This is a genomic window from Sporosarcina sp. Y838, assembly GCF_056786515.1.
In genome coordinates, this window is the sequence record NZ_JBXCJD010000006.1 from 261,857 (window position 1) to 283,874 (window position 22,018).

Consider the following 22,018-nt stretch of genomic DNA (forward strand, 5'->3'; position numbering starts at 1 on the left):
AACGTATGAATACCAGCGGTTTAATGAACCTATTTATAATGATTACAAACTAATACTAACAGCCTTTGAAATGACAAGCAATCAATGTGCAATATACATATCCTTTGTACGATGCCAATCATAATCCGAAGCATACCTATTCGTACAAAATAAATAATCCGGAAAACGATTTCAACTCGTCTCCAGATTACTATTTATATAATTACATTCTACTCTCAATTTCTTTCCATGCTTCTTCCATGCCAATTCCCTTTTCAGATGAAAAGACAATCAAAGCATCATATGGACGCATAGCAAGTGTTTCACGAACTACTTTTTTATGCTTTTCCCATTTCCCCTTTGGTATCTTGTCCGCCTTCGTCGCAATGATGATTGCTGGCATATTGTTATCCACGAGGAAATCATACATATTACAATCTTCGGCACTTGGCGCGTGACGCAAATCAACAATTAGGACAACAGCACGGAGAGGTTCCCGTTCTGTCATATATTGTTGAATAAATTTCCCCCATGTTTCACGAGATGACTTTGATACTTTTGCATAGCCATATCCCGGGACATCGACAAAAAATAGTTGCTCTTCAATTTTATAAAAGTTTAATGTTTGTGTCTTACCCGGTTTCGAAGAAGTTCGAGCAAGACTCTTTCTGCCAATCATCTTGTTGATAAAAGAAGATTTCCCGACATTGGAACGTCCTGCTAGCGCAAATTCTGGATATCCTTCTGACGGGTATTGATCTGGTCGTACGGCACTCATAATCATTTCTACGTTATGGACTTTCATTTGGAAGTCTCCTCCAATGCAATTTCGAGGACCTCTTCTGCGTCAGAAACGAGCTTGAATGTCATTTCCTTCCGGACGCTTTCCGGAATATCTTCGATGTCGCGCTCATTTTCAATTGGCAAGATAATTGTTGTCAAGCCAGCTCGATGGGCACTTAATGTTTTTTCTTTTAATCCACCAATTGGCAACACTCTGCCTCGTAATGTTATTTCACCAGTCATGCCAACTTCACGGCGAACTGGACGTTTTGTCAATGCGGAAACTAACGCTGTTGCAATGGTCACACCAGCCGATGGACCGTCTTTTGGAATGGCCCCTTCAGGAACATGGATATGAATATCACATTTTTTGTGAAATTCCGTATCAATTCCGAACTCCACTGTTTTTGAACGTACATAAGACAGTGCAGTTTGTGCAGATTCTTTCATTACGTCCCCAAGTTTACCCGTCAAAATTAACTTCCCTGCTCCGGGGGATAAAGAAACCTCAATCTGCAAAGTATCTCCTCCAACTTGGGTATAAGCAAGCCCTGTCGCAACGCCGATTTGATTGACCGTTTCCGCCTGACCATACCTGTGTTTCTTTTTACCTATGAGTGATTCAAGCGTTTTTGGGCTAACCGTGATGCTTTTTTTCTCACCTGTAACTATCAATTTCGCTGCTTTACGGCAAATGCCTGCAATTTGACGCTCTAGTCCACGCACACCCGCTTCACGCGTATAGTATCTCACAATGTCCTGGATTGCCGGATCACTGATGCGAACTTGGGATTTGGTCAATCCGTGTTCTTTTAACTGTTTTGGAATTAGATGATTTTTAGCAATCGAACGTTTCTCAATTTCAGTATAACCTGCAATTGAGATAATTTCCATACGGTCTCGGAGTGGTCCTGGAATCGCACTTAAATCGTTCGCTGTCGCAATGAATAATACATTTGATAAGTTATAAGGTTCTTCAATATAATGATCACTGAATTTGTCATTCTGTTCCGGATCAAGTACTTCCAACATAGCAGAAGATGGATCACCACGGAAATCATTCGACATTTTATCGATTTCATCTAGCAGGAACACCGGATTAATCTTTCCGGACTTTTTCATTGCCTGGATAATCCGTCCCGGCATAGCACCTACATATGTCCGCCTATGTCCTCTAATTTCTGATTCGTCACGTACTCCACCAAGTGAAATACGAACAAATTTTCTACCAAGAGATTCAGCTATGGATCTGGCAAGAGATGTTTTCCCAACTCCTGGTGGACCTTCAAGACAAAGAATTGGACCTCTTAATGAATTGGTCAACTGACGTACCGCCAAATATTCCAGTATACGTTCTTTTACATTTTCAAGACCATCATGATCACGATTGAGGATTTCTTCAGATCGGTTAATATCAAGCTGATCTTTTGAAGCATCAGTCCAAGGCAATGTTACAAGCCACTCAATATAATTCCGTATAATACCACTTTCAGCTGCAGCAGAAGGAATCTTTTCGTATCTATCCAGTTCACGCAATGCCGCTTCTTTGACCACTTCTGTCATACCGGCTTTTTCAATACGACTTGTTAAGTCTGCAACTTCCAGCCCTTTTCCATCTTTATCGCCAAGTTCAGTCTGGATAGCCTTCATCTGTTCGCGTAGATAGAATTCTTTTTGCGTCCGTTCCATTGCTTCCCTTACACGTTCATTTATTTTCTTTTCAAGATTGAGCACTTCCTGCTCGTTATATAGCCTGCTCGTAAGCCATTCTAGACGTTTATTGATATTTGTCGTTTCTAGAACTTCCTGTTTTGCCGCAAGCTTGAGTGGCAAATGAGAGGCAACCGTATCTGCAAGTCTTCCCGGTTCAATAATTGATGCTACAGAATCATATGTTTCTTCCGTGACTTTTTTCGAAATTTTCGAATACTTTTCAAAATATGTAAGCAGGGTTCTCATTAATGCTTCTGATTCCGCATCTATTGTCTCATCATCCGGGAACCCGATTACTTCAACAACAGGATAAAGGTCTGCTTCCTCATAGTTAGACCATTCTGCACGTTCAATACCCTCAATCAGTATGCGATATGTTCCATTTGGTAACTGAGTCAGCGATTTTACCGACGCCAATGTACCTACCTTATACAAATCTTCGGGCTCTGGATTTTCTATGCTAATATCTTTTTGTGTCGCAAGGAAGATTAGATTGTCTTTGGCAATTGCATGTTCAATTGCGAATACGGAGCGTTCTCTTCCAACATCAATATGTAAAATCATCGTAGGGTAAACAAGCAACCCTCGAAGCGGTAAAAGCGGTATGTTATTTAATTTATCTGTCAGCATAGGGTAGTCACCTCCGATAATTATGTATATCCTACTTTATGTTCAGTAAAACATTGAAAAAAAGCTGACATCCGATAAGCGCATATTCACGCGCTTCGTCGGAGTCAGCTGCATCCTTCAGGCGTTACGCCGAGTCTTTCTCATTATCCAGAATAACCCGGGTACCATCTTCCGTTAAGAGAATCGGATTTGATTGTCCCAACACGGATTCTTTAGTAATGATGCACTCTTTCACTTCTTCAAGTGAAGGCAGTTCATACATTACATCGAGCATGATATTTTCAATGATTGAACGCAGACCACGGGCACCTGTTTTTCGTGTAATGGCCTCTTTTGCAATTTCAAGCAAGGCATCATCCTCGAAACGAAGTGCAACATCATCCAGTTCGAACATTTTTTGATATTGTTTTACGATTGCATTTTTTGGAAGAGTCAATATCTGATAAAGAGTATCTTCACTCAACTGTTCAAGACTTGCAAGAACAGGCAAACGACCAACAAATTCTGGAATTAGACCGAAACGCTGAAGATCTTCAGGTATCAGTTTAGCAAGATACGATTCCTCTTCAATAATTGTGTTGGGTTCAGCACCGAATCCAATTACTTTTTGACCGATACGACGTTTGATGATTTCTTCGATTCCATCGAATGCTCCACCGACAATAAAGAGGATATTCGTTGTATCGATTTGAATGAATTCTTGATGAGGATGTTTGCGACCACCTTGTGGCGGAACACTCGCTACAGTTCCTTCAAGAATTTTAAGTAGTGCTTGTTGAACACCTTCACCTGAAACATCACGTGTTATAGATGCATTTTCAGATTTACGAGCGACTTTATCGATTTCATCAATATAGATGATTCCTTTTTCCGCACGATCAACATCATAATCTGCTGCCTGAATTAACTTCAGCAAAATATTTTCTACATCTTCACCGACATATCCTGCTTCAGTCAATGATGTAGCATCTGCAATAGCAAAAGGTACGTCAAGGATTCTTGCAAGGGTTTGAGCGAGTAATGTTTTACCACTACCCGTTGGTCCGATGAGTACAATATTAGATTTCGATAACTCGACATCATCAATCTTACTGTTCGAGTTAACACGTTTATAGTGGTTATAGACAGCTACCGAAAGTGATTTTTTCGCGCGATCCTGTCCAATCAGGTATTCATCGAGGATACTTTGTATTTCTTTTGGTTTCGGAACGTCTTTAAGTTCAAATCCTTCTTCAAGACCGACTTCCTCTTCTACAATTTCAGCACAAAGTTCAACACATTCATCACAAATATAGACGCCTTGACCTGCGACTAGCTTACGAACCTGCTCCTGGGATTTCCCGCAAAAAGAACAGTTTAAGTTATCTTTTTCATCGTTAAATTTGAACACTAATCTCACCCCTATTTAAGTGACAATCTTACAAGATTCCCAGGTTTTTATCAACTAATTAGAATTCATCGCTTTACACATTTTATTATGTCTTTCTATGAAAAACAAGGTACGGTCTTCCGTACCTTGTCCTTAATTCACTTTATTATTCAGTAATCTTTGCGTTTTCTACCAAGAATTCAACTGTTTTGTTGAAACGAAGATCGTTTTCAAGAACTTTAGTTCCACCAAGCGTTGTTTTAATTTGCTCGATATCCATGCCGAACTGCTCAGACATTTTTTCGAGTTCAGCATTAATATCTTCTTCTGCAACTTCAATGCTTTCAGCTTTACCAATTGCTTCAAGTACTAAAGAAACACGGACACGATTTTGTGCGTCTTCTTGCATTTGAGTACGAAGCGCTTCTTCATCTTGTCCAGAGAACTGGAAGTAAAGCTCAAGATTCATTCCTTGTGATTGTAGACGTTGTCCAAATTCTTCCATCATACGTTCAACTTCAGATTCAACCATCACTTCTGGGATGTCAACTTCCATATTTCGTGCTGCTGCTTCTACAAGATCATCACGAAGTGCTGTTTCGGAAGCAGTTTTTTTCTCTGCCAAAGTTGTTTCTTTCAACTTCGCACGCAATGCGTCAAGACTTTCAACTTCTTCGTCAATTTCTTTTGCAAGTTCGTCATCTAATGCAGGAATTTCTTTAGATTTGATTTCATGAAGTTTCACTTTGAAAATAGCTGCTTTACCCGCAAGTTCTGCCGCATGATATTCTTCAGGGAAATCTACTTCAACATCTTTTTCTTCGTCTGTTTTCATGCCAATCAATTGCTCTTCAAATCCAGGGATAAATGAACCTGAACCGATTTCAAGATCGTATTGCTCGCCTTTACCACCATCGAAAAGTTCTCCATCAACCGAACCTTCAAAGTCGATTTTCACTGTATCACCGTTTTCAACAGTGCCATCTTCTTTCAAAGCTAGTTCTGCGAAAGCTTGTTGACGTTCTTTTAGTTGTTCTTCGATTTCCTCATCAGTAACTTCAGTATCCTGACGTGTTACTTCAAGACCCTTATAGTCGCCAAGTTTAACTTCAGGCTTCAATGCAATAACTGCTTTGAAAATAAGCTCTTTCCCTTTTTCCATTTGTTCGATATCGATTTCAGGACGGTCGATTGGTTCAACGCCCGCTTCGTCAAGTGCATTAGAATATGCTTCTGGAAGAATGAAATCAAGTGCTTCATTGTAAAGTGATTCTACACCATACATTTTTTCAAACATTTGACGTGGCATTTTCCCTTTACGGAATCCTGGTGCTTGTACTGTTTTCACAACTTTTTTAAATGCTTTATCAAGACCTGCTGTTACTACCTCTGCAGGTACTTCTACTGTAAGAGTCCCTTTGTTTCCTTCTTGTTTTTCCCATTTAACTGACATAATTAATTACCTCCGAATCGTTTTGGCCAATATGTTTTGATACGTATATACTCCATTGACAACCATTTCAGTATATCATAGTCTCTTCATCTTTCAACAGATTTCGTACTTTGCTAAAGGTCCGAATCGTTGTCAATCTGCTGGATAAGTAAGTTCAGTTCTGTCTCGGGCAACTGCTCACCCGAAAAGAGGCTTTCTATGTAGTTTACATAAGCTGTCGCAACTTCTTCCGAATTACTATTCCCCCATCCAAAAGGGAATGCAGTAATTGCGAATTTCTCGATGAGCCCCTGCGCCATTTCCAATCTGGATGGATCTTGAAAGAGTTGCAGTTCTATCTTTTCAAGGACTTCTTTCGTCATTGCATCTTGTCCAGGCAAAGTCATATTAGCAGGAACAACTTGCTTTTTCCAACCAAATTTACTGATTACAAGTTCTTCATCGTCCCCTGTTTGATGCAACAGTGTCAAAGCGAAGGTAATGGCTAGTGGTGCAACGTCGTCCTGTACAGCTATTTCCTTCAGTAAAGGAGCAAGCTCTGATAAATCACTACCTTCAAGTGAAGCAAGTGCATACTGTTGTGTCATAGCATCCATCTTCATGAATTCGTCGAATTCGAAAGATTCCATTTTAAAACCCGGCTCATCAAGTGCATAGCGTTCTGACAAACGAGCATTCAATTCCCGTAGGTAATTGAATTTGTTGAGCATATTTGGCGGAACAATTCCTTCATCAAGCAGCGCATCAATGGTCATTTCGACTTCATCATATTCCTCTAGCTGAATACTGATTGTCAAATACAGTTCCATTGCATCGACGTAATCTGCAGTTCCACTATGAAGTAGCCTTGCCGCAATTTCCTTAGCTCGCCGAAATTCTTTTGTTTCGTAAAGGGCAACAGCGTAAGGTCCTAGAAATTCCGGATTATCAGGTTCATAAACAATTGCCTGATCAAATGCTTCAACCGCTTGTTCGTAGTCCTCTGTCTCAACGGCAACATGCCCTTTTTCAACAAGCTTTTCAAAAGTTCCCGGGAAGACGATTAGGTTTTCTTTTTTCCTGAGTCTTCCGTATTTCTTTCTCAATACGCTCACCTTCTTTCATCATTTCTCACTATATCATAGCGTTTTATAATTTAACATTAATTTCCGAAGTGTTTTGTAAAAACGTTATTTGTTTCACGGATAATCAGGACGAAAATAGTGTTATGCACCTCTGTGAAGTAATGCGATTTCCCCTACCAAACACCTCATCCCAGTGCTAGGTAAGAATTGATTTTCATTGTTGAAAAAACGGGATGAATCGTTTCTTATATAGGAAAGCAATGACATTCAAGATCGAGCTAGGAATTTTCTTGCTAATGAAACATTTGCGATAAAATTGAGGGTAAGCTTTTTTCAGGTTATTCCACTGCTGACAATCTTTCTTTTGCCTATAACGTGCCACATCAATGAGCTTTATCTCGTTATTTGAAGTGATGAAAATATTGCGCAAGTGAATGTCAGATGGATTTAAGCCCAAATTCGAAGCCAAGGATAGTGCGTGATCAATTTCATCGATATGCGCGGTTGTTATAACTTTTCCATGTGTTAAACATTCAAAAAGTGTATAACCATCAATATAGTCCATGACAAGATAATTTAATCCAGTCTCATAAATCGAAGGGAAATAAGGAGTATCTTGAAGTACTTTATAAATTTCGGCTTCTTCTTTTGCGATGTGTATATATATTGGAAAGAACACTTTAATTGATATATTTGATGATTTGATCCTGAATACAAATGCACTTCTTCCTGTTCCGATGTGTTCTAAAGATTTATCGTATCGAACCAGTTGATTTTTCTCGTTAATGATGACCGTATTTACAAGCTCTTGATAAGTAGTCAAATATTAACCTCCAATAATTTTATAGAATGACCAGGGCTAAGCGCAAGAGTTCAAAAGTGAAATATCACTCTTTGTAGGATATCCTCAGCCTGATACTTTATGATTAAGCCAAGAACACCCGTGACCTCAGTCGTGGGAGGCTCATAGGGCTCATAAAAATAAAAAGAAACGCCATAACCATTACTTGGTTAAAGCGTCTCTTAAGAAACAAAAGACCTCACCAAATAAATGGTAAGGTCTCGCAAACAACGATTGTCGCCAATAAAGCCGAGGATTCAGTCCTGTGTTGACGACTTTACTGTATTAGCTACTCCCCTTAACGGAAATTGACTAGTTTAATTTGTAGTATCACTATAAATATAAACTACTTAAATGTCAATATTGATTACGTTATCAAGTTAGAAAGCAGCCGTTCTTCCTTTTATTCATAGAATAGTTATAAACACGCTTATTTTAGTTTACATCCCATTTATGATTAAGCCAAGAACACCCGTGACTTCAGTCGTGGGATGAATTGGCTTTCTTTTTTTGTTCTAAAGTGATATCACTAGACGAACACGCATTCTATTTGGTAGAATATTCTTAAATAAGGTAGGTGACAAACTATGGAGCCGAACAAGGAATATCGAACTTTTCAAATCAACATTAAAAATGGCCATAAAATGTATACTTATTTCGATGAACTTTGTCTAAATAGTAATAACCTATATAACACGACAAACTTTTTTATCAGGCAAGTTTATACTACTTTAAACAATGAAGGTGCATTACAACCTTTACAACAAGAAGTAATAAAATTAATTCTTGATAACATCAATAAAATGAATGTCAATCAACAAAAAGCTTATCTGAAAAAATTAGAAAAAGAACAAATGAAACCAAGAGACGAACAAAAAGAAATAAAGGTAAATCTATTTGAGCTGCCTTCAAAAGAAAAGTCCTTCTTAGGTTACAATTTTCTTGATTGTCTATTTAAAACAATTAAACAAAAAGACTATTATTCATTGCCAGGTCAGATAAATCAACAGGTTCTTAGAAATGTCGTGCAAAACTGGGCTAGTTTTTTCTCAAACTTAAAAGAGTTCAAAAAGAATCCCGGCAAATACCAAGGAAGACCTTCTATTCCTGGTTACCTACCAAAAGGAAGCAGGAAAGAATCAACTCTATCGAATCAGATTTGCAAAATTAAAGACGGTAAATATTTAAGCTTCCCAAAAACTAAAAGAAAAATAAATATTGGTAAGTTAGCAAATTTCAATGGTAAGTTTCAACAAGTGAGAATCATACCCAAGCACAATTGTTTTACTGTTGAATTAGTGTTTTTAATCGAGACGAAAAAACAATTATCCGCCAAAATGGAACGATGCATGAGTATCGATTTAGGTCTTGATAACATTGCAGCGCTAGTTTTTAATACAGAGCACGTCCCAGTCCTATTTAAAGGCGGTAAAGTAAAGTCCATCAATCAATGGTACAACAAAATGCGCGCTTACTACTACGCGGCTCTTCGTAACGGGAAAAAATCAAAAGAAGGGAACTTCCATTCCAAGAAGTTAGTGAATTTAGATTCTGCAAGACATAGACAAATCAAAGACTTTTTCCATAAAGTTAGTTTCAATATCGTGCGAATAGCGGTGGGAAATAACATTGATACGATTGTCATCGGTAAAAATGTGGGTTGGAAACAAAAAATCGAATTAGGGAAAAAAAATAATCAAAACTTTGTCCAAGTGCCACACTCACTGCTAATAGAATTAATCACTTATAAAGCGAATGCCGAGGGTATTTCAGTAATTGTAACTGAAGAAAGCTACACATCACAGGCAAGTTTTGTAGATGAAGACATTATTCCAACCTACAAATCGGGGAATAATTCAAATCACATTTTCAGTGGAAAACGATTAAAACGCGGTATTTACCGTACAAAAAGGAAAACATTAATAAATGCAGATGTTAATGGTGCAGCAAACATCTTAAGAAAAGTAGTGCCGAAAGCATTTGCTAACGGTATAACGGCTGTGTGTTCCCAGCCTCAAGTGGTCAATGTGCGATAGCACCAACCCTGAAACCCGTGACTTCAGTCGTGGGAGGTTCATTGAACCGTATATCCTCCATCAAGTACTACCGCTTGCCCAGTTATTCCTTTCGCGCCTTCACCTGATAAGAATAAAACCAGTTCTGCAATTTCTTTTACATCTAGAAGACGTTTTTGTGGAACCAAAGGATAAATCACTTCTTCAAGTACGGACTCAAAGGGAACATTTCTCATACTCGCTAAGTCTTGAAGCTGATTGCGCACTAAAGGGGTATCTGCGTATCCTGGACAAATTGCATTAACAGTAATTCCATCTTCCGCTGTTTCCAATGCCGCCACTTTAGTCAAGCCAATAACACCATGCTTCGCGGAATTATAAGCAGCTTTCCCTGCAAATCCAACCAATCCATTGATGGAAGCCATGTTGAAGATTCTTCCGAATTTTTGTTTTCGCATATGCGGCAATACTAGTTTGATAGCCATAAACGGCGCAGTCAGCATTATCTTAATCAGTTGTTCAAATTTCTCTGTTGGGAAATCCTCTAACATCGCGACGTGTTGCATACCTGCATTATTGATTAATATATCTATGCGCCCAAACTGGGTGATTGTACGATCAATTGCTAGCTTTAAATCTTCTTCTATCGTCACATCACACTTTAACCCAACTACTCCATTTCCAAGTGATAAAGCTGCGTCTTTAACTTTATCTTCATTTATATCCGTAAGAACGACCGTGGCACCAGCTTTTGAAAACTCCTTCGCAATCTCAAAGCCAATTCCCTGTGCGGCACCGGTTATTAAAAGCACTTTTCCATTCTGCATATTAATTCCCCCTCATTAATTATAGTCCTAAAAAATGTGGCTACTAAACTATTAAGTTTTTCTCTTTCCATTGTATGCACAATTTAAGTGAAACAACAGCAGATTTAATCCCTAATAATGAAAGGTGTGTGAGGGTTATCGCGACTTCATTATAAATACGAAAAAGCCCAATCTATTCTAGATATGATTGTGCTTTCGTTTTACGGAATTGTAGTGTATGTGCCATTCGTGTCATGTACCCGCTGTTATTCTTCAATTAGTAAATCGAATAGTTCAGACCAGTTCACGATTCGCTGAATATCTAAATGCGTATTGTAGGGTTGGCTCTTCGCGAATACGTTTAGAGGCCGATCGCTCAATGTCTCTAGAACTGCAGGCTTGTCATCGAAATAATAGTCAAGTTCTAAATCTTTAATGATATGAACCTTGTCTACATCATTCATTCCATAATAAAATCTATCTTTTTGAACCGGAAACTTATTTTCAATCATCCATTCCATTGTACGCTCGCCATGTTCTTTCGGCCTCGCCGTTATATAATAGATGTCATGTCCTTCACTAGCCAGCCTTTGCAATGTTTCCACTGCATAAGGATACGGCGGGCACGATGTATAATAGATTTCATCTAGCGAACTGCTCCACATCTCGCCGCCTTGTTCGGCTGTCATGTCAAAAAGCTCGTGAATTTCAACCTTTTCCAGTGCATGAAAGAGATCTACATTCACATTCCGATTTAACTTTTTATTGTATATTTGAAAAGCATGTTCTCTAAGATTGATCAATGTATCATCAATATCAAAACCGAATTTCATATTAAACTCCCTCAGCTTGTCTATTAGTATATTTCGGATAGCCAGTGAACTTGAAATCTTTACCTATTTGAGTAATGTGAAGATCTTCCAAATCGACAGCATCACGCATTAGCTCAATTCCTGTTCCTTCAAGGAATGTAGGTGCATTGGCACCTCCAACTAGTTTGGGTGCGATATATATCTCCACTTTGTCGACGAGCTGGTTTTCCAGGAAAGCAGCGTGAATTGAACCTCCCCCCTCGATTAGTACAGAAGAAACAAGCTTTTCACCGAGAATCCGAACGACATCATTCGGGTCTACCTGCTTGATTCCTGAAGTGGGATAAATCGAAACTCCTTGTTCTTCCAGACTTTTCTTAGCATCTTGATTATACTTATTTGCAGTGAAAATCCACGTTTCCGCCTGCCCATCTGTAATAACCTTTGAATCTAATGGAATTCGTAGCGAGGAGTCTAAAATGATTCGAATCGGATTCCGTCCATTCGGAATCCTCGTCGTCAATTCGGGATCATCCTCGATTACGGTATTTACACCAACTAAAATAGCCATATTTTCATTTCGCAATACATGTACATCGTTTCTCGCCTCAGGTGATGTAATCCATTTGCTGTCGGCTATATGCGTAGCAATTTTCCCATCTAGTGTGCTTCCAGCTTTCATCGTTAGGAATGGCTTCTGCTCGACGATGAATTTGTTAAATACTTCATTCATCTTTCGAGACTTCTCTTCCAATACACCCACAACCACTTCAATTCCTGCATCTTCCAAAATCTTTACACCGTTGCCGGCAACAACTGGATTCGGATCTAGTGTGGCAATGACTACTTTCTTAATTCCCGCTTCAACGATCGCTATTGCACAAGGGCCCGTCCGCCCGTAATGCGAGCATGGCTCAAGGGTGACATAAATCGTTCCACCTTTTGCCTTCTCGCCAGCCATACGGATAGCGTGGATTTCAGCATGCGGTTCACCAGCCTTCAAATGTGTACCGATACCAACTATTCGATTTTCATTGATAATAACTGAACCGACAAGTGGATTCGGATCAGTCTGCCCTTTCATGGCACGTGCATTCTCCAGGGCCAAATTCATGTATATTTCATGGTTAGTCATGTGTAGATGTCCCTTCTTCCTCCATATGCCCAGAACGTCGAATCTTTGTCTGCAAATACTTCTCATTGAACTCTGATTTATCGCCCCATAATGGTTCTCGTCCAGATATAGGAAGACCGGCATTCTGCAGTGCTTCCATTTTCTTTGGATTATTCGTCATAAGCTTTACAGGTTTTGATCGGAGTTTCTTTAGAACGCGAATTGCATCCTCGTAATTTCTAGAATCATCGACAAATCCAAGGCTTTCGTTTGCTTCCACTGTATCGTAACCATTCTCCTGAAGTACATATGCCATTGCTTTGCTGAATAAACCAATTCCACGGCCTTCATGGTTCGCCAAATAAAACAATGCACCTGTCCCATGATCCACAATATTCTTCATTGACTGCTTCAACTGATAACCGCAATCGCATCTTTTACTACCAAATATATCTCCCGTATGACAAATTGAATGCATCCTAATCAGCGCATCATCCGCTTCTTCAAAATCCCCGTATACAAGCACACTTGACTGCTGAAACTCCGCCAAATTGGCAGATGACAGTTGGTCAATGATTTCTTGATAATTTTCCGTAACTTGGCATCGATTAAGCCAGCAATACCATTGAAAAACAACCGTTTCTCCAAAAATATTCACAGGCAGTTTAATAGGTCCTACTAAGTAGATAGCACCTTCATCTGTTTCAATCAATTGAATTTTTTCTTTTAGGACATCAATAACTTTCGATTCCAGTTTCGCATGTAGCATAAAATCATTCCTTTTATTTAAATTTGGATTTTAGTGTGAATTGATCTGTAAGTAACATACCTCATTATATTAACCATTCGATTCATATGATACCTGTTATTGTACAACACTTACTATATCTCGCATAGTTTGTTCAATTATTTCGTCATCTCTGTTTTCCATTTTTGCAGGCGTATAATCGATATCTTTTTCTCTTCATATGGACAAACAAATATATTCACATAAAGATATTTATTCTATACAACATAACATTCCCCTGTGAATAGCGTCAACCATACAAAACCTCTATCAGGATTTAGCTTTTTGGGTTATAAAAGTACTTCTTGTAATCAATGTCCTAAACTCTTTTAACACTTGTTTCATCGTTTCGATATAAGATCTTTTATTTCATGTCTTAAGAAGGTGTAGTTAGAGAATACCTATAGTATAGACCATTTTAAATTTATCATTTTCTTTCTAATTGAGGAGGTATAAAATGCCTGATGTAACTGTTTTTGGTGATAGAACTTTTGAAGTCGAAATGGGGCGAAAGTTAGTATTAGCACTAGAAGATAATGGTATAAATATCTTACATCGGTGCGGAGGCAAAGCTGTATGTACGACTTGCAGAGTAGAGATTTTGGAAGGTGATTACTTAGAGATAACCAAAAAGGAAAAGAAGGCCTTTGCGAATAAAGGAATTGATGATCATTTATTTGATGATTGTTTGCGTTTATCTTGCCAAATTCTTGTAAGTGGAGATATTACTGTTCGACCAATCATGACAGTAGAAAACACCGGAAAAACCATTGGTGAAAGGCCAGCCGACTAATTCGAATTCCAGTTTTCATTTAAACTATTACGTCTGCAGATTTTCCGTTTACTTGCAATGGCTTACTGAGTACCAATCATAATCCCAGTTAGAAAGGGTTTTAGTGGACACCATAGGCTTGTCTTTTCAAACATTTAGTTGCTTTTAATATCTAACCACAGCGCCAGGTGAACCGACTTTATTCTTGATTAGTATGCTCCAAGCTTCTAGTGATTTCTCAATGCGAATACCATTCCGTATTCAAGTGCTGTTTAAACTTACGTTTTTGTATGATATTCTTTTGATGTGCGATTATAAAACTTCTTCTCATTGCTAGTCTGCTAACTTCAATGATGCATGAACTTTTACAATGGCCATTTTCCACCTTAATTAAGGCGGTTTTGTTGACTTTACAAAGAGCCTTCCGGAAGTAATGAAATGAATGATTAATTGAGGGAGGTTTTTATTATGGCAGAGAAAGTCACTGTATTAGGCGCAGGTACAATGGGTCATGGAATTGCTCAGTTATACGCACAAGCAGGCTATAATGTATATATGTATGATATTAAAGACGAGTTTTTGGAAACTGCAATGACACGAATCTCTGATAACTTGGACATGTTAATCCAAGAAAATTCGATTACAGCATCTGTGAAAGAAAATACATTAAAACGAATATCTACATCTACTGATTTAAAAGAGGCGGTTAGCGGAACGCGATTTGTCACTGAAGCAGTATCTGAAAATCTAACCATTAAATTCGACTTATTTAAGCAGTTAGAGGAAGTCATAGAAGACGATACGATTATTGCATCCAATACGTCTACGTTTTCCATTCAGCAACTATCAGAAGGCGTTCAAAAGACAGACCGTCTAATCATTACTCACTTTTTCAATCCAGCACATTTAGTTCCACTTGTAGAAGTCGTAAAAGGTCCAAAAACTTCACAAGATATCATTGATCGTACAGTAGAAGTTTTGAAAAATATCGGTAAGAAACCGATTGTCTTGAAAAAAGATATTCCCGGCCTAATTGCCAATCGCCTACAAGCTGCTTTAGTCCGTGAAGCATTCTTTCTTTTAGACAACGGTATTGCGGACGCAGAAGATATTGACTTAGCTATCACCGCTGGGCCTGGATTCAGATGGGCATTCATTGGACCATTAGAAACTGCAGATTTTGGTGGACTAGATATTTGGAAGAGCGTAGTAGAGAACCTGGCACCAGTTCTATCCAAAGAAGAGAAAGTCCCACTATTTGTTGAAGAAAAAGTTCAAAGTGGGAACCTCGGAACTAAAGCAGGTAATGGCTTATTCACTTATTCAGGTAACGATGAAGTTCAAAGAAGAATTAATGAACGTGATGTAAACTTCATTAGACTAGCTAATATTAAAAATAACAACAATAAATAATTTCGTCATCAGTGATTAAACTTAATCAAATATCTTGAAACAAAAATTAAAGGGAGCTGTCTTGTAGACATACTCCCTTTTTAAGATTAAAAACTTATTTAACTTGATTGACGAACAATATGATCCGCTAGCCTTATAGCTAAAGCTACATTAGGGAGGACAGGGCCAGCTGCGGTCAGTGAAGGAAGAACACTGTTGTCAGCTACAAATAAACCTTTCACACCATGTATTTGACCGTGGCGATTTGTAGCTGAAGTATTTGGATCCTCACCCATTCTGCAAGTGGAAGCCTCGTGCATGTCACTCCCTGGCGGACGAAGAGTTAGAGTTGAAGTATCTAAAGTAACGCCCATCGCAGCAGCGGATCGGATAATTCCTTGTTTGACTTGTTCAGCTACTTGACGGTCCTTATTACTTAATGAATATTGAACTTGTTGTAATGGTACACCAAATTCATCCTTTGCAGACGGATCAATGTACACTCTATTCTCAGCCCGAGGCTCAACTTTTCCAAAGGCAGCGTATGCGATCCCAAGAGTATCTTTTAGCACTTTGTCTTCGAATTGCTGGTACGAAAAATATTGATCTGGACCCAATATTTGAATTTGATATGGGGACTCGCTTGTTTCAAATTTCAAAATGGATAAATTTCCGAGTTTATCAGAAAACTTACTCCGACTTATTGTTCCAACCGCGATGATGGACACATGCCCTGTTAAATATCGACCAATAGCAGGTCCCTGAATTCCAGAATTAAGCAATAAACGTGGAGTCTCTAAAGTACTTGCAGATACGACAACATTCTTTGCCCGAATAATATGAGCTTTCTTATCCTGGGAAAACACTTCTACTCCACTTGTTTTACCATTTTCAACAATTACTTGAGAGACAAAGGCATTTACAGCGAGATCATAGGGTCGATCAAAAAGGGCTGAAGCTAATGCATTGATAGAGCTGAACCAAGGGTTTGAATGGACTTCTCCTTGCCTGGAAGGTGTCATGTCAAAAGCAACTGGCATATCATTGGCTTCAAGTATTCCACCCGCATGAAGCCTCTTTAAAAGCGTATTTTGCATCGATGAACCTTTCGCATAATCGGTTGTAACATGCATTAATTTCTCGGCCATCCCTAAATATGCATTCAATTCCAGAGTGTTAATCGGCCATTTATTGAGCTCTTCTTGAATTGGCCGAGGAGTCGCCGCGTTCCAAAATAATGACCTTCCCCCAAGTGCATATACCATTCTCGCTCCCGGAAATTGAGGCAAACGCTCACCTATAACTGTTGAATTATCAGGAAGGAGTACATCTCTGGCAGTATTAACGTTTTGCGTGGGAATGTTTAAAGAATGGGAATGAAATAACTTATCTCCCATTTCAAGAATCCCAATTTTTTTTGCCCCTTTTTTTTTCCATAGTTCACAAAGCCTTTGTAAGGTTGCTCCACCACCGGGGCCACTCCCCACAATGAGGACATCATAATTTGTCCCTGACATTTCCTCAAGTGTTTTTGTTGGAATCCAATTATTTTTATACTTCACCACGGGTACAACCACTCTCCCCTTCATAGACATCCTTTTAAGATATGCATGGACGTTTGTCCTATATGACAAGTTATATCGATTGCTATTTCGGAGCACTATCGGAGATGTACATAATCAAACAGCAAAAAATCGTCCGTTTAACTAAGCAATTAGTTAACAGACGATTTTCTTTATTGATATTTTTTAATATAGAAACTGGAACTTTATTTTGCTATTTTTTGTTTATGAACCCGCATATTATATTAAAGATAATAATGAACCCCCGATTGCTCCAGTAACTACAATGACCCAAGGCGGAAGCTTCCAAAAGGCAAGCATACTGAACAAAATTGCAGCTAAAGCAAAATCAATCGGTGCTAAGATTGAACTTGTCCATATCGGGAAATAAAAAGCAGAGATTAGTATCCCGATAACTGCAGCATTTACGCCCATTATTGCGCCTTTAATTTTAAGATTACTTCTTAAGCTATCCCAAAATGGTAATGCACCTAAAATCAGAAGGAAAGCAGGTAGGAATACTGCAAACGTCGCAACCAAACCACCCTGCCAACCTTTCATAACGGTTCCTAAATAAGCTGCAAATGTAAATAGCGGACCGGGTACCGCTTGTGTTGCACCATAGCCTGCTAAAAATGCTTCTTCGCTTATCCAGCCAGTTGGAACAAGTTCTTGTTCCAATAAAGGCAAAACGACATGACCGCCACCGAAAACTAAAGCACCCGATCGATAAAAACTATCGAACATAGCCACCCAGAAAGATCCAGTTACTTCTCTGATAACTGGTAAAAGAAATAACAATCCGAAAAACAACAGTAGACAAATCACCGAAATACTTTTAGCGATTGGAAATTTCGAACTAGCTTCTTCAATTTCATCATGTTGTTTAAACAAAATGAATCCAAAGAGTGCAGCTAGTAAAATCACACCTACTTGAGTAAAAGCTGTTTGCCAAAGAAGTGTACCGATTAGTGCAAATAGAGCAATGGCTTTTCTTTTTAAATCAGGCGTCAAATTTTTCGCCATACCTATAATGGCATGTGCAACTACCGCTACTGCCACAATTTTTAACCCATGAATCCATCCGGCATTTCCTACATCAAAACCAGTGAGCAGTAATGCAAAAAGTATAAGTACTATAACTGAAGGGAGTGTAAATCCAATAAAAGATATAATTCCACCAAGTATTCCTGCTCGCATCACACCTATCCCGATTCCTACTTGGCTACTAGCCGGACCAGGTAAGAACTGAGCTAAAGCAACTAAATCCGCATAACTCTTTTCATCCATCCATTTTCTTCTTCGTACGTATTCTTCATGAAAATACCCTAAATGAGCGGTTGGTCCACCGAAAGAGGTCAAACCAAGTCGTGTTGAAACTAAGAATATTTCCAAAAGTGATTTGAATCCCCTGTTTGGGTTAGTTTTTTTCATCGTTAGCTCCTTATTGTTAGTCTTTTATTTCTATGTAGAGGTCATATGCTTTCTTTCTAGCTTCTATTAGGACAAGTTTCCTTTATCAGTTGTTGAGTAATAATTTATCCTCCAAGCTGTTATTAAATAACGGTTTTCAACAACATAAATATAGCATTCCAAATAGTATATTCCAGGTATAATCTAGATAATTTACAATCTCTTAACATGAATTTAATTCTGGACATTCGGTTTAAAACGCCAAAAAAGGATCACGTCATTATGACGGAACCCTTGATTGTCCAATATATTCTACGATTTACCTTGCACCCCTTTACCAATGTACTGATGAATTTCTGCATTTACATCGATTTGTAGATATTCTGCTTCGTTTAGACGGGTAGATGTCGACATACATGAACTCTACTAGTTCATATTTCATATTTCAAAGGCAGTAAAACTACCTGCTTCATCAAAATCATCAACTCGAACAACCTTGTCTGAAAATTGTTCCACTATTTTTATACTGCTTCCTAGCACTAGCGAAAGCACGTTGAAATTCTTTTCTTTTTTCTTTTTGTTGAATGCTAGTAGAAATGAATCACTTAAAGTGTCTTCACCATCCGTAACAAAAACGATATCGGCTTGTTTAAACCGACTTTCGTTGATTACATTCATTGCTAGATCAAGCGGAAGTGCAAAATTCGTTCCTCCACCCAAAAAAATTCGAGCCAAACCAACCAAATCAGACCCTTTAATTTTTCCTTTTTCATATTTATGGATTTCTGTATGAGTAGAGAATAATATCAAGCAAAAATCCCTTCGCTGCTTTCTCGCAATGGACATGAGGGCTAATATAAATCCTTTAGATTGTGTATCGAGTTTGTACATACTGCCTGACTGATCTAGACAAAGTACGATTGGACCCTTCTCCAATACCTCACGCCCGTTCTGTTCATATTGCATGGTCTCACCTTCCACTAAGCGACGAAGAAAATCGTTCTTCGATATTCGATGCATGTATAAGCAAAATTCCATCGGGAGTAACCTCTCGATTTCATTACCTAACGTAACTCCCCTTCTTCCCACAGACTCCCTATGTATGGTTTTCTGCTTTTTACGAGCTATCTGTTTGAATCTGCCTGCCCACTGCGCTATTTCTTTCATCTTTTTATCAGAAGTCATTTTTTCAGCTAATGCTAGTTGGTCGCGTAAAGGAACCTTTTTTAATTCTGCATCACCACTCCCTGCACTGCAGCCGCCAAGCAACGATTTCAGACTGTCTTTCACTTGTCTTGTTTCTTGCATGGCTTGAGCCAATGCATGTGAAAAGCTATGATTGTTTTTTTGAAGCATCTGCTGAAGTTTTTCATTTAGATTAGTCATCACTTCTGAAAAACTCTCTTCTGATTCCCGACTTCCACTTTCTATATCTGCTTGACAATTCTGCTTTTGAAGTTGCCTCTGCATTACGTGAGCTTCCTGCATCAGTTTTTGAAAATCCTCATCTTCCTCTTTTTGGTCAGCCAGCCACTGATTCGTCTGCTCTCCGAATTTCACCGTACCGATAGCTGACAACAAATCATTCAATCGGGTGAAACTTCGGTAGTGTACAAAGGATTCATCCACCATAATTCTTTCCATGATTGTTTTATTCACCTTGAGAACACCATCTACGTCCCCTGCCAAAATTTCAGGTTTCATCTTATATAAGGAAGCCCAAATATCAGCAAGTAGCGGTTCGAACATTGGCAACGCGCCTTCATTTCTTACCTTTTGAAGACCCAGAGACAAGTCAAAAATTTCTTTGAAGCGTCTTTTATCGAATGCGTCTGTATTCAAGACTGAACGATTATCATTGTGACTTTTACGCCCCTTCACAGAGAACACTCCTTATCACATATTAAAAAAGGTGCCAGTAGACCCTCTCTTATCATTTTGAGGATCGAAATACCACGGCTCTAGAACACTATCTAGGATTTCATGTTCCATCGAGGTCACTTTATCAAGTAAGAGGTCGATATCAGCTTTCCGACTTTGATTGTGACTTTGTAGGTTCTTCAAATCAGCCACTAAAGCTTTCATTTTTTGAGTTGCTTCCATTCCAGCTTCCGCTGAATGATCCTGCAGTATGGCGTAGAATACTTCATTTGCTTCATTTTGTATGGAATGGAGGGCCTGAGTAACTATATCTTGTGAATGGTTGCGAATAATGGTAGACACGGTATCTTTTTGATCCACCGTTTCCCAAAGGGCATTTTCAAGAATCACAATATCATCTATCCTTACTATTTGCCTTTGTTTTATCAACGCCTTCGCTTGAAGAACCGATAGCGATTGCTTAAACCGCCTGTCAGAAGGGCGTATCCCCTCGTCACGCAAATTATTTCGAATTTCCGAAAGTGTTTCATACACTTCATCCGGTATCGTAACCATATCCGTAAGAAACTGAAGTTGAATCAATTCTTCCATCGTCAAGGAGGGCATGACCTGATTTTGACCGTTCCCCTTCATCATAGAAACAAAATTCGTTTCATTGGCAATGTAATCTAGCTCGAATCGAAGTAGAAACCTGTCGAAAAGAGCTTCCAGCCCCTCTCCCTCTTCAGGATATTCATTTGAAGCTCCAATAACTGACATTAAAGGAACCTTTACTGGCGTTCCATTATTATAGAAGAGGCGTTCGTTGATAAGCGTCAGCAAACTATTCAAGATTGCCGAGTTTGCTTTGAATATTTCGTCAAGAAAAACTAAATTGGCTTCTGGCATTTTAGTTGTTGTATTCCTCTTGTAAACGCCTTGCTCAAGGTCTTTTAACGACAAAGGACCAAACAATTCTTCCGGTGTACTGAATCTCGTCAGCAACCACTGGAAGTATTCTGTTCCTTTAACGATTTTTGCTAACTCAAACGACAATGCGGATTTCGCAGTCCCGGCAGGTCCAATCATAAGCATATGCTGTCTAGAGAGCAGAGCGACAAGAATCCCCTCAACTTCTTTCTCTCGTTCGAAAAACTTTGAATTGAGTGCCTGTCTGATTTCCTCTAACTTTTTCAAATTAGTTATTGTCATTTTATATAACTCCTAACTTTGGAATGTAAAAAAATGAATTCGGCTTCTAACGCACAATGTTACGCTTTAATAACACTTGTCCCATTTCTCTCTGAAAGATTCCTTCTTTACATTACAGTTTGATGGATACACAATCATTTTAATCATCCGAGTAACCTATTTTTATCATAGATGTCTTTGCATCAAATATTCTTTTAGGTAAAGTCATACCACTGTTGAACAGCTCGTTCAACAAATTGGGATAAATAAGTAAATAAGACTTCCCCAGTTTCCGCTCTCTCCAATAAATTATCCCGCTAAATATGGAAGGAATGTATCATTAACCATGTCAATTAATCATTTTCAAATCGAGTAGGAGGGAGTGATTAACTCCCGACCTCTCACACCACCGTACGTACCGTTCGGTATACGGCGGTTCAATTAAGATTGATGACGCAAAGT

At 38.7% G+C, this 22,018-nt stretch carries 17 protein-coding genes; 3 read left to right on the plus strand and 14 right to left on the minus strand.

Translation table 11 applies throughout. The features are described from left to right. Window positions 1-202: 202 nt before the first annotated feature. The 6 genes from yihA to AC1TO4_RS11130 all read right to left on the minus strand — a co-directional run bounded on the left by yihA (window position 203) and on the right by AC1TO4_RS11130 (window position 7,814). Window positions 203-784 carry a ribosome biogenesis GTP-binding protein YihA/YsxC gene (yihA, locus tag AC1TO4_RS11105; RefSeq protein ID WP_482100885.1) on the minus strand — a complete coding sequence of 194 codons (582 nt, stop codon included), beginning with the start codon at window positions 782-784 and terminating at the stop codon, window positions 203-205. Continuing rightward, window positions 781-3,105, minus strand: coding sequence for an endopeptidase La (gene lon / locus AC1TO4_RS11110; protein WP_482105354.1), 2,325 nt, complete (start codon window positions 3,103-3,105; stop codon window positions 781-783). The genes yihA and lon overlap by 4 nt, the downstream gene beginning before the upstream one ends. 124 nt (window positions 3,106-3,229) lie before the next feature. Then, window positions 3,230-4,495, minus strand: coding sequence for an ATP-dependent protease ATP-binding subunit ClpX (clpX, locus tag AC1TO4_RS11115; protein WP_482100887.1), 1,266 nt, complete (start codon window positions 4,493-4,495; stop codon window positions 3,230-3,232). A 145-nt stretch (window positions 4,496-4,640) separates the two neighbouring features. Continuing rightward, complete coding sequence (gene tig, locus AC1TO4_RS11120; RefSeq protein ID WP_482100888.1) at window positions 4,641-5,927, minus strand: trigger factor; 1,287 nt, start codon at window positions 5,925-5,927, stop codon at window positions 4,641-4,643. Between the two features lie 113 nt (window positions 5,928-6,040). Then, a complete protein-coding gene (locus AC1TO4_RS11125; RefSeq protein WP_482105355.1) occupies window positions 6,041-7,012 on the minus strand; it encodes a tetratricopeptide repeat protein in 972 nt (323 codons plus the stop codon). 193 nt (window positions 7,013-7,205) lie between these two features. Beyond that, window positions 7,206-7,814: a protein kinase family protein gene (locus tag AC1TO4_RS11130; protein ID WP_482105356.1), complete on the minus strand. Its 609-nt coding sequence runs from the start codon at window positions 7,812-7,814 to the stop codon at window positions 7,206-7,208. Window positions 7,815-8,419: 605 nt separating this feature from the next. On the opposite strand from AC1TO4_RS11130, the gene AC1TO4_RS11135 reads away from it, so the two are divergent. Further along, window positions 8,420-9,868, plus strand: coding sequence for an RNA-guided endonuclease InsQ/TnpB family protein (locus AC1TO4_RS11135; protein ID WP_482105357.1), 1,449 nt, complete (start codon window positions 8,420-8,422; stop codon window positions 9,866-9,868). 38 nt (window positions 9,869-9,906) lie between these two features. Here AC1TO4_RS11135 and AC1TO4_RS11140 read toward each other — a convergent pair whose 3' ends face one another. The 4 genes from AC1TO4_RS11140 to AC1TO4_RS11155 all read right to left on the minus strand — a co-directional run bounded on the left by AC1TO4_RS11140 (window position 9,907) and on the right by AC1TO4_RS11155 (window position 13,348). Then, window positions 9,907-10,674 carry a 3-hydroxybutyrate dehydrogenase gene (locus tag AC1TO4_RS11140; RefSeq protein ID WP_482100891.1) on the minus strand — a complete coding sequence of 256 codons (768 nt, stop codon included), beginning with the start codon at window positions 10,672-10,674 and terminating at the stop codon, window positions 9,907-9,909. Between the two features lie 245 nt (window positions 10,675-10,919). Next, window positions 10,920-11,486 (minus strand): 5' nucleotidase, NT5C type, encoded by a 567-nt coding sequence (locus AC1TO4_RS11145; RefSeq protein ID WP_482105358.1) that lies wholly within the window; start codon window positions 11,484-11,486, stop codon window positions 10,920-10,922. Between the two features lies 1 nt (window position 11,487). Beyond that, on the minus strand, window positions 11,488-12,600 hold the full coding sequence (gene ribD / locus AC1TO4_RS11150) for a bifunctional diaminohydroxyphosphoribosylaminopyrimidine deaminase/5-amino-6-(5-phosphoribosylamino)uracil reductase RibD (protein WP_482105359.1): 1,113 nt from the start codon (window positions 12,598-12,600) through the stop codon (window positions 11,488-11,490). Continuing rightward, complete coding sequence (locus AC1TO4_RS11155) at window positions 12,593-13,348, minus strand: GTP cyclohydrolase II (protein ID WP_482100898.1); 756 nt, start codon at window positions 13,346-13,348, stop codon at window positions 12,593-12,595. The genes ribD and AC1TO4_RS11155 overlap by 8 nt, the downstream gene beginning before the upstream one ends. A gap of 475 nt (window positions 13,349-13,823) precedes the next feature. Here AC1TO4_RS11155 and AC1TO4_RS11160 point away from each other — a divergent pair, with 475 nt between their 5' ends. Together AC1TO4_RS11160 and AC1TO4_RS11165 are read left to right on the plus strand one after the other, a co-directional pair. Continuing rightward, window positions 13,824-14,159, plus strand: a complete 336-nt coding sequence (locus tag AC1TO4_RS11160; protein WP_482105360.1) for a 2Fe-2S iron-sulfur cluster-binding protein — start codon at window positions 13,824-13,826, stop codon at window positions 14,157-14,159. Between the two features lie 447 nt (window positions 14,160-14,606). Next, the gene (locus AC1TO4_RS11165) at window positions 14,607-15,551 is read left to right on the plus strand and encodes a 3-hydroxyacyl-CoA dehydrogenase family protein (protein WP_482105361.1); all 945 of its coding nucleotides are present in this window, start codon (window positions 14,607-14,609) and stop codon (window positions 15,549-15,551) included. 98 nt (window positions 15,552-15,649) lie between these two features. On the opposite strand, the gene AC1TO4_RS11170 is transcribed toward AC1TO4_RS11165, so the two are convergent. The 4 genes from AC1TO4_RS11170 to AC1TO4_RS11185 form a co-directional block, all read right to left on the minus strand. After that, a complete protein-coding gene (locus AC1TO4_RS11170) occupies window positions 15,650-17,095 on the minus strand; it encodes a GMC oxidoreductase (RefSeq protein ID WP_482105362.1) in 1,446 nt (481 codons plus the stop codon). 237 nt (window positions 17,096-17,332) lie between these two features. Next, complete coding sequence (locus tag AC1TO4_RS11175; RefSeq protein ID WP_482105363.1) at window positions 17,333-18,526, minus strand: chromate transporter; 1,194 nt, start codon at window positions 18,524-18,526, stop codon at window positions 17,333-17,335. Between the two features lie 417 nt (window positions 18,527-18,943). After that, window positions 18,944-20,386 carry a vWA domain-containing protein gene (locus AC1TO4_RS11180; RefSeq protein ID WP_482105364.1) on the minus strand — a complete coding sequence of 481 codons (1,443 nt, stop codon included), beginning with the start codon at window positions 20,384-20,386 and terminating at the stop codon, window positions 18,944-18,946. A gap of 15 nt (window positions 20,387-20,401) precedes the next feature. Further along, on the minus strand, window positions 20,402-21,577 hold the full coding sequence (locus tag AC1TO4_RS11185) for an AAA family ATPase (protein WP_482105365.1): 1,176 nt from the start codon (window positions 21,575-21,577) through the stop codon (window positions 20,402-20,404). Window positions 21,578-22,018 lie beyond the last annotated feature (441 nt).